This window comes from Glaciibacter kafniensis (genome assembly GCF_039538945.1).
Lineage (GTDB): Bacteria > Actinomycetota > Actinomycetes > Actinomycetales > Microbacteriaceae > Cryobacterium > Cryobacterium kafniensis.
Map to the genome: position 1 here is coordinate 32,755 of NZ_BAABCN010000008.1, position 15,475 is coordinate 48,229.

Sequence of the window (15,475 nt, forward strand, 5' to 3'; positions counted from 1 at the left end):
TTATTTGGTAAGGGCGGATGCGGCATGGCTTAGTGTGAGAGTTCGCGTCGATTCTCGGCCGGTCGGTGCGCCATCGGACGCAGTTGTCTGGCCGGCTAGGGGTCGTATGCTGCAGGTCGAATTCTTTTCAAGCACCACGCTCACCGAGGTGTTTCTGCTGCTCTTGGCGTTTGTGCTCTCGGCTGTGGTGGGGATCGAACGGCAGCGCAAACTGAAGAGTGCCGGCTTGCGCACCCACACGCTGGTCGGGCTCGGCGCAGCAGTGTTCACCCTGATCTCCGCCTACGGGTTCAGTTCGGTGATCGGGCCAGAGGTGGTGCTCGACCCGTCGCGCATCGCGGCGCAGGTCGTGTCTGGCATCGGCTTTCTCGGCGCCGGAGTCATCTTCGTGCGCCAGAACATCGTGAACGGACTCACCACCGCCGCCACGGTCTGGATGGCCGCTGCCATCGGCATGGCCTGCGGGGCAGGAATGCCCGTGATCGCCGTGATCGCAACGGGCTTGCACCTCGTGGCCGTCACCCTGTTGCCCCTCATCGGACGGCACATCCCCTCGATCGACAAAGACCAAGTGTTCGTCGTCTCATACAAGGAGGGCAGGGGAGTGCTGCGCGATATTCTCACCCGCTCGACCGAGCTGGGCTATGAGGCATCCCTCACCAAGACCCGGCGCATCGAGGTCGCAGGCAAGGTGCCGCGCGTCGAAGCCGATATGCGTTTTCGGCACGGAAAGGGCCCGCTCGAAGACCTCGTCGAGGGCCTCTCCGAGATTCGAGGAGTGATCTCGGTGCAGGTCAGCAAAGACGAGAACGAGTAGCGAGAGCTCACGCCCTCGCCCGCCCGCGAGCTGTGGCAGATGACCATTTTTCGGCGCAAGAATGGTCATCTGCCACAGTTCGGCGCAAGGACACCGACGAACTAGTGCTTGCCGCCGAGTTCGAGCAGGCCGACGCCGCCGATCACGAGCACGAGGCCCACGATCTGCATCCAGGTCAGCGACTCCTTGAAGAAGATCCAGCTGACCAGCACGATGCACACCACGCCGATGGCAGACCAGATTGCATAGGCGATGCCGAGTGGAACGCCGCGGCTGAGCGATTGCGAGAGCGCGGTGAAGGAGGCCAGATAGCCGACAACGACGATGACGTACGCCCACCACTTGGGATTGTCGCCCGCGGTGAACTTGAGAAAAGTCGTCGCGATGACCTCGGTGACGATGGCCAAGGCGAGAAAAAGGTAACCCATTGAGTAGCGATCCTCACGGTTCGGGGTCGAGGTTTGACGGGGGTTTCGCCGCGGATTCATGGTGAATTCGGCTGGGATTTTGCGGAGATTCGGCGGTGCTGGGCCCCCGATCGGGGGATCTAAATGTCTAACGTCAGGCCATTGACATGCAGCGCGAGCCCACGCCACAATCAGTCAACATCGTCAACTGTGCCATCTCGAACAGACAGGCAGTGAACATTAATGAGTGAAAAAACGACAACGGCGTCGGATGCCCAAAACCTCGCAAATGCGGATGCGGCTGAACTCGCCAAACTGGGCTACAAGCAAGAACTCCATCGTGGAATGTCTGGATTCTCCAACTTCGCGGTCTCGTTCTCGATCATTTCGATTCTCGCCGGCTGCATCACCTCCTATGCCATCGCGCTGAAGTCGGGCGGGCCATCCGCCATCAACCTCGGCTGGCCGATCGTCGGCCTCTTCGTGCTCTGCGTCGCGCTGGCGATGGCCGAAGTGTGTTCGCGGTATCCCACCGCTGGCGGCCTGTACTTCTGGGCCGGCCGCCTGGCCAAGCGCAACAAGCGGGCCTGGGCCTGGTACGTCGGTTGGTTCAACTTTCTCGGTGAGGTCGCCGTCACCGCAGCCATCGACTTCGGTGCCGCCACGACGATGATGGCGTTCGCGTCGCTCACCTTCGGTGTCGAGCCGACGGCCGCCAACACGTTCGGCCTGTTCGTGGTGCTCATCGTGATCCACGGTCTGCTCAACACCTTCGGCGTCAACCTGGTCAGCCTGCTCTCCAACGTTTCGGCCTGGTGGCACATCGTCGGGGTGCTGTTCATCGTCGCCGTGCTCTGGGTCATGCCGACGAGTCACCAGTCCTTCAGCTGGACGATGACCGCCTGGCACAACGAGACCGGTTGGTCGTTCGCTCCGTACGTGTTTCTGATGGGTCTGCTGATGGCCCAGTACACCTACACCGGCTACGACGCATCCGCTCACGTTGCCGAAGAGACCAAGAACGCGGCCCGCGCTGCTCCGAAGGGCATCGTGATGAGCGTGCTCATCTCGATCATCGGCGGCTGGATCCTGCTGTTCTCGATCACCGCCGCCATTCAGGACGGTTCGCCGGAGGGCCTGAACAAGCTTCTCGCCACCGAAACCGGCCTCCCGCCGGCACAGATCTTCCTCGACGCGCTGAACAATCCGACGATGGCGAAGTTCTTGCTGTTCATCGTCTGTGGCGCGCAGTTCTTCTGTGGGATGGCATCCGTCACGGCCAACTCGCGCATGAGCTACGCGTTCTCCCGCGATAACGCGATCCCCGACTCGAAGCTCTGGGCCAAGGTCAACCCGCGCACCAAAACCCCGACCAACTCGATCTGGCTCTGCGTCGCCGCCGCGATCGTGCTCGTTGTGCCCGCGCTGTTCAACACCACCGCCTACCTGGCGGTGACCAGTGTCGCGGTGATCGGCCTCTACATCGCCTATGTGGTGCCGGTGTTCCTGCGTCGTCGCAACAAGGACTTCACGCCTGGCCCGTGGCACCTCGGCAGGTGGAGCCCGATCATCGGTTGGATCGCCGTGGTCTGGGTGGTCTTCATCTGCATCCTGTTCGTGCTGCCGCCGGTGTTCCCGATCACCATCGACACCTTCAACTATGCGCCGGTCGCGGTGGCGGTTGTTGTGATCTTCGCGACGATCCTCTGGTTCGCCAAGGGAAAGAAGCACTTCATGACGCGTGAAGAAGCCGAACACCTCACCATCGACGCCGACAAGCTGCTCGAGTAATTCGATGACCCTCCCCGGCGTTGCCTCGCCACTGATCGATGCGATCCTTCGCCCCGTGCGCGGGCACATGGCGTTTGAGTCGTGTGTCGAGCAGCTCGGATCGGCGATTCAGCTCGGCATCTTCGAGTCAGGCTCGAAGCTGCCACCCGAGCGAATCCTGGCGGAGAAGCTCGACGTGTCGCGGGCGACGCTGCGGGAGGCGATCAGCGCTTTACGTTCGGCCGGCCTGGTGTCCACCACGCGAGGCCGAACCGGCGGAACGATCGTCGGGCTGGTCGAAAACGCCCGGTTGCCCGATCAAACCCGCAATATCGATCGGCAGGAAGAGATCGACGACATCCTGATCTTTCGCCGGGTGATCGAACCGGGCGCCTGTTTTCGGGCCGCATCCGTCCCTCTGGCGGACGCCGACCGGGAGCTGTTGACCAACAGTCTCGCGGCGGTGGAGGGCGCGCCGACGCCGGTCGACTACCGTCAGGCCGACGCCCGCCTGCACCTCGCCATCGCCGCGGTCTGCGGCTCGCGTGAACTCACCAAATCGAGCAGCCAGATCCAGGCCAAAGTGCATCAGTTTCTCGGCGAGATCCCGTTCTTGCAGAAGAACATCACGAATTCGAATCATCAACACCGAAAGATTGTGCGCGCCATCCTCGACGGGGATGCCGACACCGCGCGTTTCGTCATGGAAGAACACTGTGACGGAACCGCCGCACTTCTGAAGGGACTACTGAAATGAGCGGTTGGAAGCAATGACTGAGAAATCTCACCCCCGCAACGACCGGATGCTCACTGTCGACGCGTTGAAGGGCATGATCGGAAGCGGCGAGATCGACACCGTGGTGTTGGCCTTCACCGATATGCAGGGGCGATTGCAGGGCAAATTTCTGCACGCGGCATTCTTTCTCGAGTCGACTCTCGAGCACGGCACGGAAGGCTGCAACTACCTACTCGCCGTCGACGTCGAGATGAACACCGTCGACGGCTACGACAGCACCTCGTGGGAGAAGGGCTACGGCGACATGCTCTTCGTGATGGACTTCGACACCATCCGTCGTCTGCCGCACCGGCCAGGAACCGTGATGATTCAGTGCGACCTGAGCCTGATCGACGGCAGCCCGGTGCCGATGTCGCCACGCACGATGCTCCGCAAGCAGGTCGACAAGGCGGCCGGGCACGGCTGGAAGGCCCTCTCGGGCACCGAACTCGAGTTCATGATCTACGAGAACACCTTCGAGGATGCCTGGAACAAGCGCTACCTCGAGCTCACTCCGGCGAACCAATACAACGTCGACTACTCGATCCTCGGATCCAGCCGGGTCGAACCGCTGCTCCGCACCATCCGCAACACCATGTACGAGGCCGGAATGACCGTGGAGTCGGCCAAGGGCGAGTGCAACTTCGGCCAGCACGAGATCGCGTTCAAGTACGACGAGGTGATCACCACCGCCGATAACCACGCGGTCTACAAGACCGCCGCCAAAGACATTGCGCACCTGCAGGGCAAGTCGATGACCTTCATGGCGAAGCCGAATGCGCGCGACGGCAGCTCCTGTCATGTGCACATGTCGTTGCGTGGGCTCGATGGCGAGCTCGTGTTCTGGGATGAAGAGAAGGGGGAGCGCACCGCGCTCTACAACCACTTCATCGCCGGCGTGCTGCACACCATGCGCGAGTTCACCCTCTTCTATGCGCCGAACATCAACTCCTACAAGCGGTTTGTGAAGGGCTCGTTCGCGCCGACCGCCGTCGCCTGGGGCCTCGACAACCGCACCTGCTCCGTGCGCCTGGTCGGGCACGGCCAGAGCGCCCGGATGGAGAACCGGCTGCCGGGCGGCGACGTCAACCCGTACTTGGCGCTCACCGCCATGCTTGCCGGCGGTCTCTACGGCATCGAACACGAGCTCGAGCTCGAACCGGTCACCACGGGCAGCGGCTACACCTCAGGGGCCCCGACCGTGCCGACGACCATGCACGAGGCGCGCGATCTCTTCGCGAACTCGGCAATCGCCAAAGAAGTGTTCGGCGAGGATGTCGTGAAGCACTACGTCAACTATGCCGATGTTGAAATTGCCGCGTTCGATTCCGCCATCACCGATTGGGAACTCCGCCGCGGGTTCGAAAGGCTCTAACTCTTATGGCTGCGCTCGACCAGACGTTCCCTTCCTTGGCTTTTCCCACCTCGGCCTTCTCGGCCGGGGGCACCTTCGACGTGATCAACCCGGCCACCGCTCGGGTGCTGACCCGGGTTGATCAAGCCGATCTGCACGAGACGGATGCCGCGATCGAGCGCGCCCACCGGGCCTTCGCCGGTTGGCGGGCCGTGGCGCCGGGCGAGCGAGCCCGGATGCTGCGTGCGTTCGCGAACACCGTCGAAGCCCACATCGAGGAACTCGCCTGGCTCGAGGTCGCGAACTCGGGGCACACCATCGGCAACGCCCGCTGGGAAGCCGGAAACGTGCGCGACGTGCTCAACTACTATTCGGCCGCGCCCGAGCGGCACTTCGGCCGCCAGATTCCTGTCGCCGGCGGCCTCGATGTGACCTTCCACGAACCGCTCGGCGTCGTCGGCATCATCGTGCCGTGGAACTTTCCGATGCCGATCGCCGGCTGGGGGTTCGCTCCGGCGCTCGCCGCGGGCAACACGGTCGTGCTGAAGCCTGCCGAAGTCACTCCGTTGACCGCACTGCGCCTGGCCGAACTCGCGCTCGAGGCCGGGCTGCCCGAGGGCGTGTTCACCGTGATTCCCGGCAAGGGGTCCATCGTCGGCGACCGGTTCGTCACGCATCCGCTCGTGCGCAAGGTGGCATTCACCGGTTCCACCGAGGTGGGCAAGGGCATCATGCGCGGCTGCGCCGACCAGGTCAAACGGCTCACCCTCGAGCTCGGCGGCAAGAGCGCGAACATCATCTTCGACGACGCCGACCTGGAGAAGGCCGCGGCCGCTGCACCGGGCGGAGCATTCGACAACGCGGGCCAAGACTGCTGCGCGCGCTCCCGCATCCTGGTGCAGGAGAGCGTCTACGAGAGGTTTCTCGCCCTGCTCGAACCGGCGGTCAAGCGCTTCTCAGTGAGCGACCCGTCGCTCGAGACCGCGCAGATGGGGCCGATGGTCTCGGCCAGGCAACGCGACGCTGTCTCGGCCTACATCGACGCGGCCGACGTGGCATACACCGGTGAGACCGTTACGGGCAGTGACGGTTTCTGGCTGCCGCCGACCGTCGTGCTGCCGACCAGCTCCGACGATCCGGTCTGGCGCCAGGAGGTCTTCGGGCCCGTCGTCGCTGTCATGCCGTTTCGAGATGAAGCGGATGCGATTGCCAAGGCCAACGACACCGAATACGGCCTGTCCGGCTCGATTTTCACTGGGGACGTGGGCCGCGCGCTGCGCGTCGCGCGCGGGATCGACAGCGGAAACCTGTCGATCAACTCGCACTCATCGGTGCGCTACTGGACGCCGTTCGGCGGCTTCAAGCAGTCGGGGCTCGGCCGCGAGCTCGGCCCCGACGCCCCCGATTCGTTCTCGGAGGTGAAGAACGTGTTCATCTCCACCGAGCCCTGATCCTCGACCGGGCCCACAACATCCATCGCCTCGCATCACATCTCGCACACAGAACCAGAAGAACGGATATACACCCCATGAGCGGAAAACTCGAAGGAAAAGTCGGCGTCATCACCGGAGGCTGCTCCGGAATCGGGTTGGCGACTGCCCGTACGTTTGTGGCCGAGGGCGCCAAAGTCGTCATCGGCGACCTCGATGAGGTGAACGGTCCGCGCATCGCAGCCGAGCTCGGCGGCTCCTTCATCAAGACCAATGTCACCGACGAGGCCGAGGTCGAGGCGCTCTTCGCCCATGCCAAGGCCACCTACGGCAGCGTCGACATTGCCTTCAACAATGCCGGCATCTCGCCGCCCGACGACGACTCCATCCTGAAGACCGGCATCGACGCCTGGCGCAGGGTGCAGGAGGTCAACCTGACGAGCGTGTACCTCTGCTGCAAGGCGGCATTGCCCTACATGCTCGAGCAGGGCAAGGGCTCGATCATCAACACTGCCTCGTTCGTGGCGATCATGGGCGCCGCGACCTCGCAGATTTCCTACACCGCGTCGAAGGGCGGCGTGCTGGCGATGACCCGCGAGCTCGGTGTGCAGTTCGCCCGTAAGGGCATCCGGGTGAACTCGCTCTGCCCCGGCCCGGTCAACACTCCGCTGCTGCAAGAGCTCTTCGCCAGCGACCCGGAGCGCGCCGCGCGCCGCCTGATCCATGTGCCGATGGGCCGGTTCGCCGAGCCGGAGGAGATCGCGAACGCCGTCGCGTTTCTCGCCAGCGACGAATCGAGCTTCATCACCGCGACCGATTTTCTGGTCGATGGCGGCCTGTCGAACGCCTACGTGACCCCGTTGGATTCCGACTTTGACTGAACGTCCGCTCGCTGAACGCACTGCGCGCTCTTCTCGCTCGGATCTGCCGCTGATTGGGATCAGCACCTACCGGCAGGCCGCTGATTGGGGCACCTGGCAGGGTGTACCGGCCGACCTGCTGCCGGCGTCGTACGCGCAGTCGGTCGCCGCAGCCGGCGGCGTGCCAGTGCTGATCCCGCCGCTTGAGTCGACGGATGCCGCGCGTGCGGTGATCGCCCGGCTCGACGGGTTGATCATCGCAGGCGGCGCCGACCTCAACCCTGCTCTCTACGAGCAGGCAGCGGATGCGAGCGTGACGGTCTGGTACGACGACCGCGACGCCTCAGAACTCTGGTTGCTCGATGCCGCCGCCGAGCAGCAGCTCCCACTTCTCGGAATCTGTCGGGGGATGCAGTTGATGGCGGTGCGTGCCGGAGGCGCGCTGATCCAGCATGTGCCCGATGCGGTCGGGCACGACCGGCATTCCGGAAGCGCGAGCGGGTACGCCGACGTCGAGGTGAGCGTTGCGCCCGGTCATCGAATCTCGGAGCTTGTCGCTCCGACCCTCCGGGTGCCGTGCCACCACCACCAGGCAGTCGGCAGCCACCCCGGCTATGTCACGACCGCCTCCGCGGGTGACGGGATCATTGAGGCGATGGAATCCAGCGGCGACCGGCTCGAGGTGGCTGTGCAGTGGCATCCGGAGACCGGCGCAGACAAGGCGCTCTTCGCCGGTTTGATTGCTGCGGCTCGGGCCGGCACAGGCTGACGCCCCGCACTCACGGGGTCTCGCCGTCGTGCGCCGGCGTGCGCCGTCGTGCCGGCCGGACGCCGGCATTCGCCCCGTTTGCGGGGTAGCGGGGTGTTTTGGGGCGTCGGTAGTGTTGGGTTGTCATTGCTGTGCGCGGGGTGTGCGCAGACCGATTGGCCAGCACGTGTGGGAGCCCAGGGGGTGCCGGACTGCGTTGCGGCGGTCATCACTGAAAGGCACCGACGGTATGGAGTCCCAACTCCACCACACCGATTTCGCACCGACTGTTTCTGCTGCACCAACTGATGCCTCGCCTGATGCCTCGCCTGATGCTCGTCGCACGGCGCGTGCGACCGCTCGTGCCGCCGCTGCTCCCGCTCCGGCTCCGGCTCCTGTTGCAATTTCTGCGGCTCCTGCACGTGCAGTGAAGCGGCGGGGGCGCCGTGGTAACCGGTCACTCGGGATGACTCCCGAGGCAATTGAGCGCCTGTGGAATGACCGTGTCGACACCCATGTCGAGATTGCCCGTCTGAGTGCCACGCTCCGCATCCGTCTGCTCGCGGCCTGCGGCCCGGTCGTCAGCCACTTCGGTTTCGTTTCGCCGACGGTGATCTCCACCGCGTCAGTCCTCGTCGATCCTGCCTCGACGACCCACCTGCTGGAAGAACTTACCCTCAACGGTTGGGTTGTCGATGACCTGAAGGGCACACGACTGCTGCCGCGTCCGAGCGTGACGTTGCGGCATCCCGACAAGACCTGCTTGCTCAATGTCTACTACTTGATGCCTGGCTCTCGAGCCGACCCCGAAGACGCGTTCGACCTTCTCTGGGAACGCCGCTCGTTGCTTCAGATCGGCGATCTGACGGTGCCGAGCCTCGACCGTACTCTGGTCGTGCTGCTTTTGGCTCTGGCTCTGACCGGCCAGCTCCCCGGATCGTCGCGTGCCGTCAACGGGTTCGAGGTGGCCCTCGTTCGGATGAAGGCGATTTCGACGCCAGACGAGATCGATGACATTGTGACGACGGCGTGGCAGCTGCACGCCACGGCGGCCCTGCACGGGCTGCTCACCGCCTGGGATCGTGAGTTTGAGCACGTTCCGCTGCTTCCCGAGCGCTACGCAATGTGGCGGCTGAAAGTTGGCAGTGCCGATCGAGTGACCAGAGCGCTACTGGCTGTCGTCGAGGCGCCACGAGGTCGACGCAGTGCTGTCGCGAAAGCATCGCTGCAACATCTGGAACGGTTCCCCGGTCCGGTGTCGGTTCTGCGTTCGGCGCGCATCGTGGTCACGGCCAAGGCGCGCCTCCAGAATGCAACGCCCTCCGATCCCCGCGGCAGCGGATGGTCAGCGGCTGCCGCTTCACTCGGTTAGAGCTCGCACGCGTCTCCTGCTGAGGGCGGTTGGCTGGTCGCTGTCGCTGTCGCTGTCGCTGTCGCTGTCGCTGTCGCTGGTCGCGTGGGTCGCGGCTCGCTAGCTTTCGCCGCGGCGCAGCCGGTCGCAGAGGGCGGTCAACTGCGTGAGTTCTTCTTCGTTGAGCGTGTCACCGACCCGTTTGGTGATCGAGTCCATATGCGAGTGGGCCACGCGGCGAAACAAGGCGAAGCCTTCAGGCGTCAACTCGACGATCGTGCCGCGCCCGTCGGTGGGGTCGGTTCCTTTGTCGAGAAAGCCGCGCGAGACGAGCCGGTCGACCATGCGGCTGACGCTCGGCTGAGTGAGCAGAACGTGGCGGTTGAGATCGCGCAAACGGATGCGCCGCTCGGGTTCGCGAGAAACGGTGAAGAGAACGTCGTACTCGTTGAGCGAGATCTCCTTCGACGGAAACTCAGCCGCCAGGGTACGCATGACCGCGACCTGTGCTCGAAATAGTGATTCCCAAGCGGCTACTGCGACCGCTTGCCGCGTCACTCGTGCTCCTTCATCCCCCCAGACTAGGAGACTCATTGCACCGGGGCGACCGCCTCGCAGAATCCGCCGGAGAAACTTTTTGAAAAATAACGATCAGATAACTAGCTTCCGTTACCGGTTCGTTATATATTCGTAGTGCGTCAACCGTTTGCTGTGGCGGGAGACGCAAATGTGATTGCAGGACACTCTTGGTGCAAAGGGAAGAGGGTCGGTCGTTAGCCTCTACGACCGGCCCTCAATCACGTTAAGGCCCGTCTCCAGCCGCTGTCACGGTGCTGTTTCGTTCGAGAATCGCCCGAACTCCCGACAACCGCCGTTCTACTGGCGGCACTCGGCGCACATGGCGATTCTGGGCGAGTGGCGAGTGGCGAGTCTGGGCCACTAGCGAGTAGCGAGTAGCGAGTGGCGAGTGGCGAGTAGCGAGTGGCGAGTGGCGACTCTGGGCCACTAGCGACTAGCGAGTAGCGAGTAGCGAGTGGCGGATACCGTCGCGGCGCATCCGTTTCGCGTCCATGGGCGCAACGCGCTGATCGTCGCATCCGCTGCGCGCTTCTCGACGTCTCCGTTTCATCTGTGCGGGAGTGAACCCGCCGAGTTTGACACTTGCGGTCGACTTTGCCCGGCGCAACAGGGGGTCTCGACCGGAGCGGTCAAGCTCGACGAGGTAAGCGGATGGTTCGGCTGCACTTTCGTAGAGCGCGCTGGGTTCCTCGTGGGTTAGCGTTCCCATTCGAGAGTCGCCGTTTGATGCCGAGAATCGCCGCTACAGCGGCGATACTCGGCGCGAATGGCGATTCTTGCCATGGCGCAGCTGCTGAGTTGTCAGCTGCTTGCCGAGGTGGCGCTGTGCACCGAGCCGAATGGTGCACCGCCGAGCGCCGCCGAGCACAACCGAGCTGGGCAGCGTGAACCGGTGCGAACTGAAGCGAACCGGCCTAGAAGAAGTCGGGGCTCGGGGTCGATGCCTGGCGGATCGATACGTCGGCGTGACGGTCGAAGCGGTAGCCGACGCCACGCACGGTGCGCACGATGTCTTCGTAGCGACCGAGCTTGGAGCGCAGGCGGCGAACGTGCACGTCGATCGTGCGCTCGTTCGGAGCTTCTTCTTCGCTGGCGGCATCCCAGAGCGAGGCGATGAGCTCCGTGCGCTCGATCGTGCGGCCTTCGCGCAGCACGAGGTACTGCAGCAGTTCGAATTCCTTGTAGGTGAGGGCTGCGGTCTCGTGGTCGAGGATCACACGCTTGCGTGAGATATCGATGACGACTCCGCCCGGAGCGCGGTCGGGGTCTTCCGGCTCATTGCGGTGCTTGGCGAGAGCGGCGGGGTCCTGCAGGGCGAGACGCACGACGTCGACGTCACGGCCGCCGGAGCCCTCTGGGGCCAGCGCCACTGCGGCGTAGGTCTCGGCCGAGGGAGCGATGTCGGAGGCGAGCAGCTTGAGGGCTTCGACGATGCGGTGCAGGCTCGTTCCGGCCGCGGCAGCCTTGGCCTCGTCGATTCCGACGTAGAGCACGAAGCCACGCGCCTCGGTTCCTTCGGGAACAGCGCGAATGCGCGGTGCCGGCGTCGGGGCCGGAGCGGCGACAGGAGTCGGGGCGAGCGCAAGGCCCGGGCGAGAGAAGTGTGCGGAGCGGGCGGTGTCGATGTGTGCAAGTGACATGGGAAGAGTCCTTTGGCGTGATGATGAGGTGAACCCGGCGTCAGAAGCGCCTCGAAGGGTTCGGCAAGCGGCGGCCCGATGGGCCTCTGTGCGGCTGAGTTGTCTCAGCCGGGGAGTGTCAACCGACCGTGAGTGGCGGCGGGGAACTCGGCGAAGATTGCGCTGCTAGCGGCACATTCGACAACACGCGACGGCGCTGATGCGGGGCATCATCATCCCGGCATCCCTGGGGGCCTCGAAGGAGGTCAGGGGGCGTGCGTTCGTCGTCATAAGAGTGAGTAAAGCCCACTATGACGAGATGTGTCAATTCAATGACCACGGATGACACTGTGTGACGCGCATCAGGTGCGCGGGAGTGTCGGACATGTGGAGGATCCGGCAGTAATCGTGATTTGATCGAAGAAGCTGCGACGGAACATTAATTCATCAAAGTTTAGTGAATCAAACCGCGCGAAGCGTGTCGCGAGTCGAATCTTCTGCGCGACCAAAGCGCTTCGGCGGCGTGACGGTGCAGGGACCCACTGCGCGCGCGTGCGCTTGAATCGTCGCCTCGCGGAGACGGAGGCGACGATTCAAGCGCACGCGCGAGAGCCGGCGCCGGGCTAGGCGCGAGAATGCCGTCCGCGAGTGCGGGCAAATGGTCGCTCTGCGTCGAGGAATAGCGGCCATATGCCCGCACTCGAGCATTTGCTCGCACGCGGGAACAATGGAGTGCAAGTCGTTGGCGATTGTCGTTGCCCACGGGCGCAATCTCCCGCACAAGAGGGGGGGGAGCCCGGCGTCCCAACCATTCGACGGAGATTTTCGCTCATACGGGCCATTTCAAGCGATCTAGCCGCCTAAACGGCACAATCTCCGTCGAATGGGGGAAAGGATGGTGCCAAACTCCGGGTTGGACCAGCCGGAGACACCAAGTCCAGGCCGAAGAGACCTAGACCAGCCCGTAGAGTCGGTCACCGGCATCGCCGAGGCCGGGAATGATGTAGCCGTGCTCGTTCAAGCGTTCGTCGACGGCGCCGAGCACGATGTTCACATCGCGGCCGGCGAGAGCCTTTTCAACCGCGGCGAGTCCTTCGGGGGCGGCAAGGATGCAGATGGCAGTGACATCCACTGCTCCGCGGTCGAAGAGAAACTCGATAGCCGCGATCAACGAACCGCCGGTGGCGAGCATCGGGTCGAGTACGAAGCACTGGCGGTCGGACAGGTCGTCGGGAAGGCGCTCGGCGTAGGTGGTGGGCTCGAGCGTCTCTTCGTTGCGAGCCATTCCGAGAAAACCGACCTCGGCAGAGGGGAGCAGCTTGACCATGCCCTCGAGCATGCCGAGCCCGGCACGCAGGATTGGAACGATCAGCGGCTTCGGGTCGCTGATCTTCACGCCATGCGCGAGGGCGACGGGAGTCTCAACCGTCACCTCTTCGACGCGCACGCCGCGGGTGCCTTCATAGGCGAGAAGTGTCATGAGTTCTTCGACGAGCGCCCGGAACATCGGCGACGACGTGTTCTTGTCGCGGAGCACCGTGAGCTTGTGAGTGATGAGCGGGTGGTCGGCAACGTGAACTCGCATAGGCTCAATACTACGAGTTGGAAGGGCGCGGCGTGAGGAACACTGACAATCCGCAAGTCGGTCGGCACCGTGAGTGGATGCGCTGGGCCCTGGATGAGGCTCGTGCCGCCCTCGTCACCGACGATGTTCCGGTCGGTGCGGTGATTCTGGATGCCGCGGGTACCGTGATCGGACGCGGCCGCAACGAACGCGAATTGCACCAAGACCCGACTGCCCACGCCGAGATTGTGGCGATCCGTCAGGCCGCTGCAGCGACCCAGGACTGGCACCTTACCGACTGCACGCTCGTCGTCACGCTGGAACCGTGCGTGATGTGCGCGGGGGCGATTCTGGCCGCGCGGCTGCCCGTCGTCGTTTTCGGCGCCTGGGATGAGAAGGCGGGTGCCTCCGGCTCGGTCTACGACGTGCTGCGCGACCGCCGGCTGAACCACCGGGTCGAGGTGTACGCCGGAATCGACGAAGACGAGTGCGGGGCGCTGCTCAGAGACTTCTTTGAAGACCCAGCCCGTCGAGCCATTCGCTGAACAGCTTCGTCGAGGCCTCCTGCATGCCTGCGGAGTAGCGCTCGCGTTCGGCCCGCAGATCGTTCGGGTCGAGACCAGCGGATGCGACGTCGCCGTCTGCGCCCGCACGCAATGACATCTGCAGCTAGTCCTCGTGCATCTCGGCGGTCAGCTCCGGGTGAAACTGCACGCCCAGCGCCCAATTGCCGATGGCGAACGCCTCGTTGCCATAGGCAGGTGAGCCCGCGAGCCGGGTAGCACCGACCGGCAGGTCGAACGTGTCTCCGTGCCACTGCATCACCGGAACCCCACTGATATGGCGAAGTGGAGACGTGGCGCCGGCATCCGTCGGCTCGACAGTTCGAAAGCCGACCTCGTTCGTCGGCCCGCGGTAGACCTCGGCTCCAAGAGCGCCGGCCATCAGTTGGGCGCCGAGGCAGACGCCGAAGATGGGGCGTTCCGCCGCGAAACGGTGCCGCAGCAGGGCGAGCTCCTCGGTGATCGACGGAAAGTCGTCTGTCTCATAGACGCCCATCTCGCCGCCGAGCACGATGACGAGATCGGCCGAGACCGGATCGATCGCGCTGAGATCGTCGACCTGGGTGTCGACGTAGCGCACCTCAAAGCCATAGTCGACGAGCACCGGTTCGAGGTTGCCGAGGTGAGCCAGCGCTTCGTGCTGGAGCACCAACGCGGTGCGGGTCATTCGAGGCCCTTGATCACAATCGCGTCGGTCGGCGGCGCGGCCGACGTCGGGTCGACATAGATGTCCGGCTCGATGTAGATGACGCGGGCGAGAGGCACCGCAGCGCGGATGCGGGACTCCACCTGGTTGATTCCGGCCGCGACATCGGCGAACCGGCTGGAGGAGTCGAACGCGAGCTTGGCGCCGACCATGATCTCGTCTGGACCGAGGTAGAGCGTCTTCAGGTGGATGATGCGCTTGGTCTCCGGGCCGGCCATGATCGCCTTTTCGATCGCGACGACATCCGCATCGTTGGCGCCCTCGCCGACGAGCAGGCTCTTGGTCTCGATGCCGAGCACGACGGCGACGAGCACCAGCAGCAGACCGATCGCGATGGTGCCGATGGCATCCCACATCGGGTCGCCGGTGATCACGGTCAGGCCGACACCGAAAAGGGCGAAGACCAGACCGATGAGAGCCGCGACGTCTTCGAGCAGCACGACCGGCAGCTCGGGGGCCTTCGCGTGGCGCACGAACTTCACCCAGGACTGGCCGCCGCGCAGCAGGTTCGATTCCTTCACCGCGGTGCGCAGCGAGAACGATTCGAGCCCGATCGCGATCAGCAGAACGAGAATCGGCAGCCACGCATCGGTGAGCTCGTGTGGGTGCTGCAGCTTGCTGACACCCTCATAGAGCGAGAAAACGCCACCGATGGAGAAGAGAATGATCGACACGACGAACGCATAGACGTAACGCTCACGGCCATAGCCGAACGGATGCTCGGTGTCGGCAGCCTTCCTCGACTTGCGTCCGCCGAGCAGCAGCAACAGCTGGTTGCCGGCGTCGGCCGTGGAGTGCACGCCCTCGGCGAGCATCGAGGACGATCCCGAAATCGCCGCCGCGATGAACTTGGTGACCGCAATTCCGAGGTTTGCCCCGAATGCGGCCAGGATTGCCTTGTTTCCACCCGATGCGCTCATGCAGTAATCCTA

The 15,475-nt window shown here is 64.1% G+C and carries 15 protein-coding genes; 9 read left to right on the forward strand and 6 right to left on the reverse strand.

Annotation, left to right across the window (positions count from 1 at the left end):
* The first annotated feature begins 106 nt into the window (after nucleotides 1-106).
* The gene (locus tag ABD791_RS13450) at nucleotides 107-817 is read left to right on the forward strand and encodes an MgtC/SapB family protein (RefSeq protein WP_345067572.1); all 711 of its coding nucleotides are present in this window, start codon (nucleotides 107-109) and stop codon (nucleotides 815-817) included.
* Nucleotides 818-918: 101 nt separating this feature from the next.
* Here the strand turns inward: ABD791_RS13450 and ABD791_RS13455 are convergent, their stop codons facing one another.
* Entirely contained in the window at nucleotides 919-1,245 is a 327-nt protein-coding gene (locus ABD791_RS13455) for a DMT family transporter (protein ID WP_345067575.1), read from the reverse strand.
* 222 nt (nucleotides 1,246-1,467) lie between these two features.
* Here ABD791_RS13455 and ABD791_RS13460 point away from each other — a divergent pair, with 222 nt between their 5' ends.
* The 7 genes from ABD791_RS13460 (at nucleotide 1,468) to ABD791_RS13490 (ending at nucleotide 9,533) form a co-directional block, all read left to right on the forward strand.
* Entirely contained in the window at nucleotides 1,468-3,015 is a 1,548-nt protein-coding gene (locus tag ABD791_RS13460) for an amino acid permease (protein ID WP_345067578.1), read from the forward strand.
* Nucleotides 3,016-3,019: 4 nt separating this feature from the next.
* Nucleotides 3,020-3,751 carry a FadR/GntR family transcriptional regulator gene (locus tag ABD791_RS13465; protein WP_345067581.1) on the forward strand — a complete coding sequence of 244 codons (732 nt, stop codon included), beginning with the start codon at nucleotides 3,020-3,022 and terminating at the stop codon, nucleotides 3,749-3,751.
* 13 nt (nucleotides 3,752-3,764) lie between these two features.
* A complete protein-coding gene (locus ABD791_RS13470) occupies nucleotides 3,765-5,144 on the forward strand; it encodes a glutamine synthetase family protein (protein ID WP_345067584.1) in 1,380 nt (459 codons plus the stop codon).
* A gap of 5 nt (nucleotides 5,145-5,149) precedes the next feature.
* A complete protein-coding gene (locus tag ABD791_RS13475; RefSeq protein WP_345067587.1) occupies nucleotides 5,150-6,574 on the forward strand; it encodes an aldehyde dehydrogenase family protein in 1,425 nt (474 codons plus the stop codon).
* Between the two features lie 77 nt (nucleotides 6,575-6,651).
* Nucleotides 6,652-7,434, forward strand: a complete 783-nt coding sequence (locus ABD791_RS13480; protein ID WP_345067590.1) for a 3-oxoacyl-ACP reductase — start codon at nucleotides 6,652-6,654, stop codon at nucleotides 7,432-7,434.
* Nucleotides 7,427-8,182 (forward strand): gamma-glutamyl-gamma-aminobutyrate hydrolase family protein, encoded by a 756-nt coding sequence (locus ABD791_RS13485; RefSeq protein ID WP_345067593.1) that lies wholly within the window; start codon nucleotides 7,427-7,429, stop codon nucleotides 8,180-8,182. Before ABD791_RS13480 ends, ABD791_RS13485 begins: the two co-directional genes overlap by 8 nt.
* Before the next feature lie 445 nt (nucleotides 8,183-8,627).
* Nucleotides 8,628-9,533, forward strand: coding sequence for a hypothetical protein (locus tag ABD791_RS13490; protein ID WP_345067596.1), 906 nt, complete (start codon nucleotides 8,628-8,630; stop codon nucleotides 9,531-9,533).
* A 99-nt stretch (nucleotides 9,534-9,632) separates the two neighbouring features.
* On the opposite strand, the gene ABD791_RS13495 is transcribed toward ABD791_RS13490, so the two are convergent.
* The 3 genes from ABD791_RS13495 to upp all read right to left on the reverse strand — a co-directional run bounded on the left by ABD791_RS13495 (nucleotide 9,633) and on the right by upp (nucleotide 13,295).
* On the reverse strand, nucleotides 9,633-10,007 hold the full coding sequence (locus ABD791_RS13495) for a MarR family winged helix-turn-helix transcriptional regulator (RefSeq protein WP_345067598.1): 375 nt from the start codon (nucleotides 10,005-10,007) through the stop codon (nucleotides 9,633-9,635).
* A gap of 998 nt (nucleotides 10,008-11,005) precedes the next feature.
* Complete coding sequence (locus ABD791_RS13500) at nucleotides 11,006-11,731, reverse strand: winged helix-turn-helix domain-containing protein (RefSeq protein ID WP_345067600.1); 726 nt, start codon at nucleotides 11,729-11,731, stop codon at nucleotides 11,006-11,008.
* Nucleotides 11,732-12,662: 931 nt separating this feature from the next.
* Nucleotides 12,663-13,295, reverse strand: coding sequence for a uracil phosphoribosyltransferase (upp, locus tag ABD791_RS13505; RefSeq protein WP_345067603.1), 633 nt, complete (start codon nucleotides 13,293-13,295; stop codon nucleotides 12,663-12,665).
* A 32-nt stretch (nucleotides 13,296-13,327) separates the two neighbouring features.
* Here upp and tadA point away from each other — a divergent pair, with 32 nt between their 5' ends.
* Nucleotides 13,328-13,819 (forward strand): tRNA adenosine(34) deaminase TadA, encoded by a 492-nt coding sequence (gene tadA / locus ABD791_RS13510; protein WP_345067606.1) that lies wholly within the window; start codon nucleotides 13,328-13,330, stop codon nucleotides 13,817-13,819.
* Nucleotides 13,820-13,943: 124 nt separating this feature from the next.
* On the opposite strand, the gene ABD791_RS13515 is transcribed toward tadA, so the two are convergent.
* On the reverse strand, nucleotides 13,944-14,504 hold the full coding sequence (locus tag ABD791_RS13515) for a glutamine amidotransferase-related protein (RefSeq protein ID WP_345067609.1): 561 nt from the start codon (nucleotides 14,502-14,504) through the stop codon (nucleotides 13,944-13,946).
* Nucleotides 14,501-15,463 carry a cation diffusion facilitator family transporter gene (locus ABD791_RS13520; protein ID WP_345067612.1) on the reverse strand — a complete coding sequence of 321 codons (963 nt, stop codon included), beginning with the start codon at nucleotides 15,461-15,463 and terminating at the stop codon, nucleotides 14,501-14,503. The genes ABD791_RS13515 and ABD791_RS13520 overlap by 4 nt, the downstream gene beginning before the upstream one ends.
* Nucleotides 15,464-15,475: the final 12 nt, after the last annotated feature.

Bases quoted from the DNA above. Each gene is read 5' to 3' on its own strand.
- ABD791_RS13500 (WP_345067600.1), bottom strand. From the start codon at position 11,731: ATGTCACTTGCACACATCGACACCGCCCGCTCCGCACACTTCTCTCGC.
- ABD791_RS13470 (WP_345067584.1), top strand. From the start codon at position 3,765: ATGACTGAGAAATCTCACCCCCGCAACGACCGGATGCTCACTGTCGAC.
- ABD791_RS13460 (WP_345067578.1), top strand. From the start codon at position 1,468: ATGAGTGAAAAAACGACAACGGCGTCGGATGCCCAAAACCTCGCAAAT.
- ABD791_RS13465 (WP_345067581.1), top strand. From the start codon at position 3,020: ATGACCCTCCCCGGCGTTGCCTCGCCACTGATCGATGCGATCCTTCGC.
- upp (WP_345067603.1), bottom strand. From the start codon at position 13,295: ATGCGAGTTCACGTTGCCGACCACCCGCTCATCACTCACAAGCTCACG.
- ABD791_RS13455 (WP_345067575.1), bottom strand. From the start codon at position 1,245: ATGGGTTACCTTTTTCTCGCCTTGGCCATCGTCACCGAGGTCATCGCG.
- ABD791_RS13490 (WP_345067596.1), top strand. From the start codon at position 8,628: ATGACTCCCGAGGCAATTGAGCGCCTGTGGAATGACCGTGTCGACACC.
- ABD791_RS13520 (WP_345067612.1), bottom strand. From the start codon at position 15,463: ATGAGCGCATCGGGTGGAAACAAGGCAATCCTGGCCGCATTCGGGGCA.
- ABD791_RS13450 (WP_345067572.1), top strand. From the start codon at position 107: ATGCTGCAGGTCGAATTCTTTTCAAGCACCACGCTCACCGAGGTGTTT.
- ABD791_RS13515 (WP_345067609.1), bottom strand. From the start codon at position 14,504: ATGACCCGCACCGCGTTGGTGCTCCAGCACGAAGCGCTGGCTCACCTC.
- ABD791_RS13495 (WP_345067598.1), bottom strand. From the start codon at position 10,007: ATGCGTACCCTGGCGGCTGAGTTTCCGTCGAAGGAGATCTCGCTCAAC.
- ABD791_RS13475 (WP_345067587.1), top strand. From the start codon at position 5,150: ATGGCTGCGCTCGACCAGACGTTCCCTTCCTTGGCTTTTCCCACCTCG.
- ABD791_RS13480 (WP_345067590.1), top strand. From the start codon at position 6,652: ATGAGCGGAAAACTCGAAGGAAAAGTCGGCGTCATCACCGGAGGCTGC.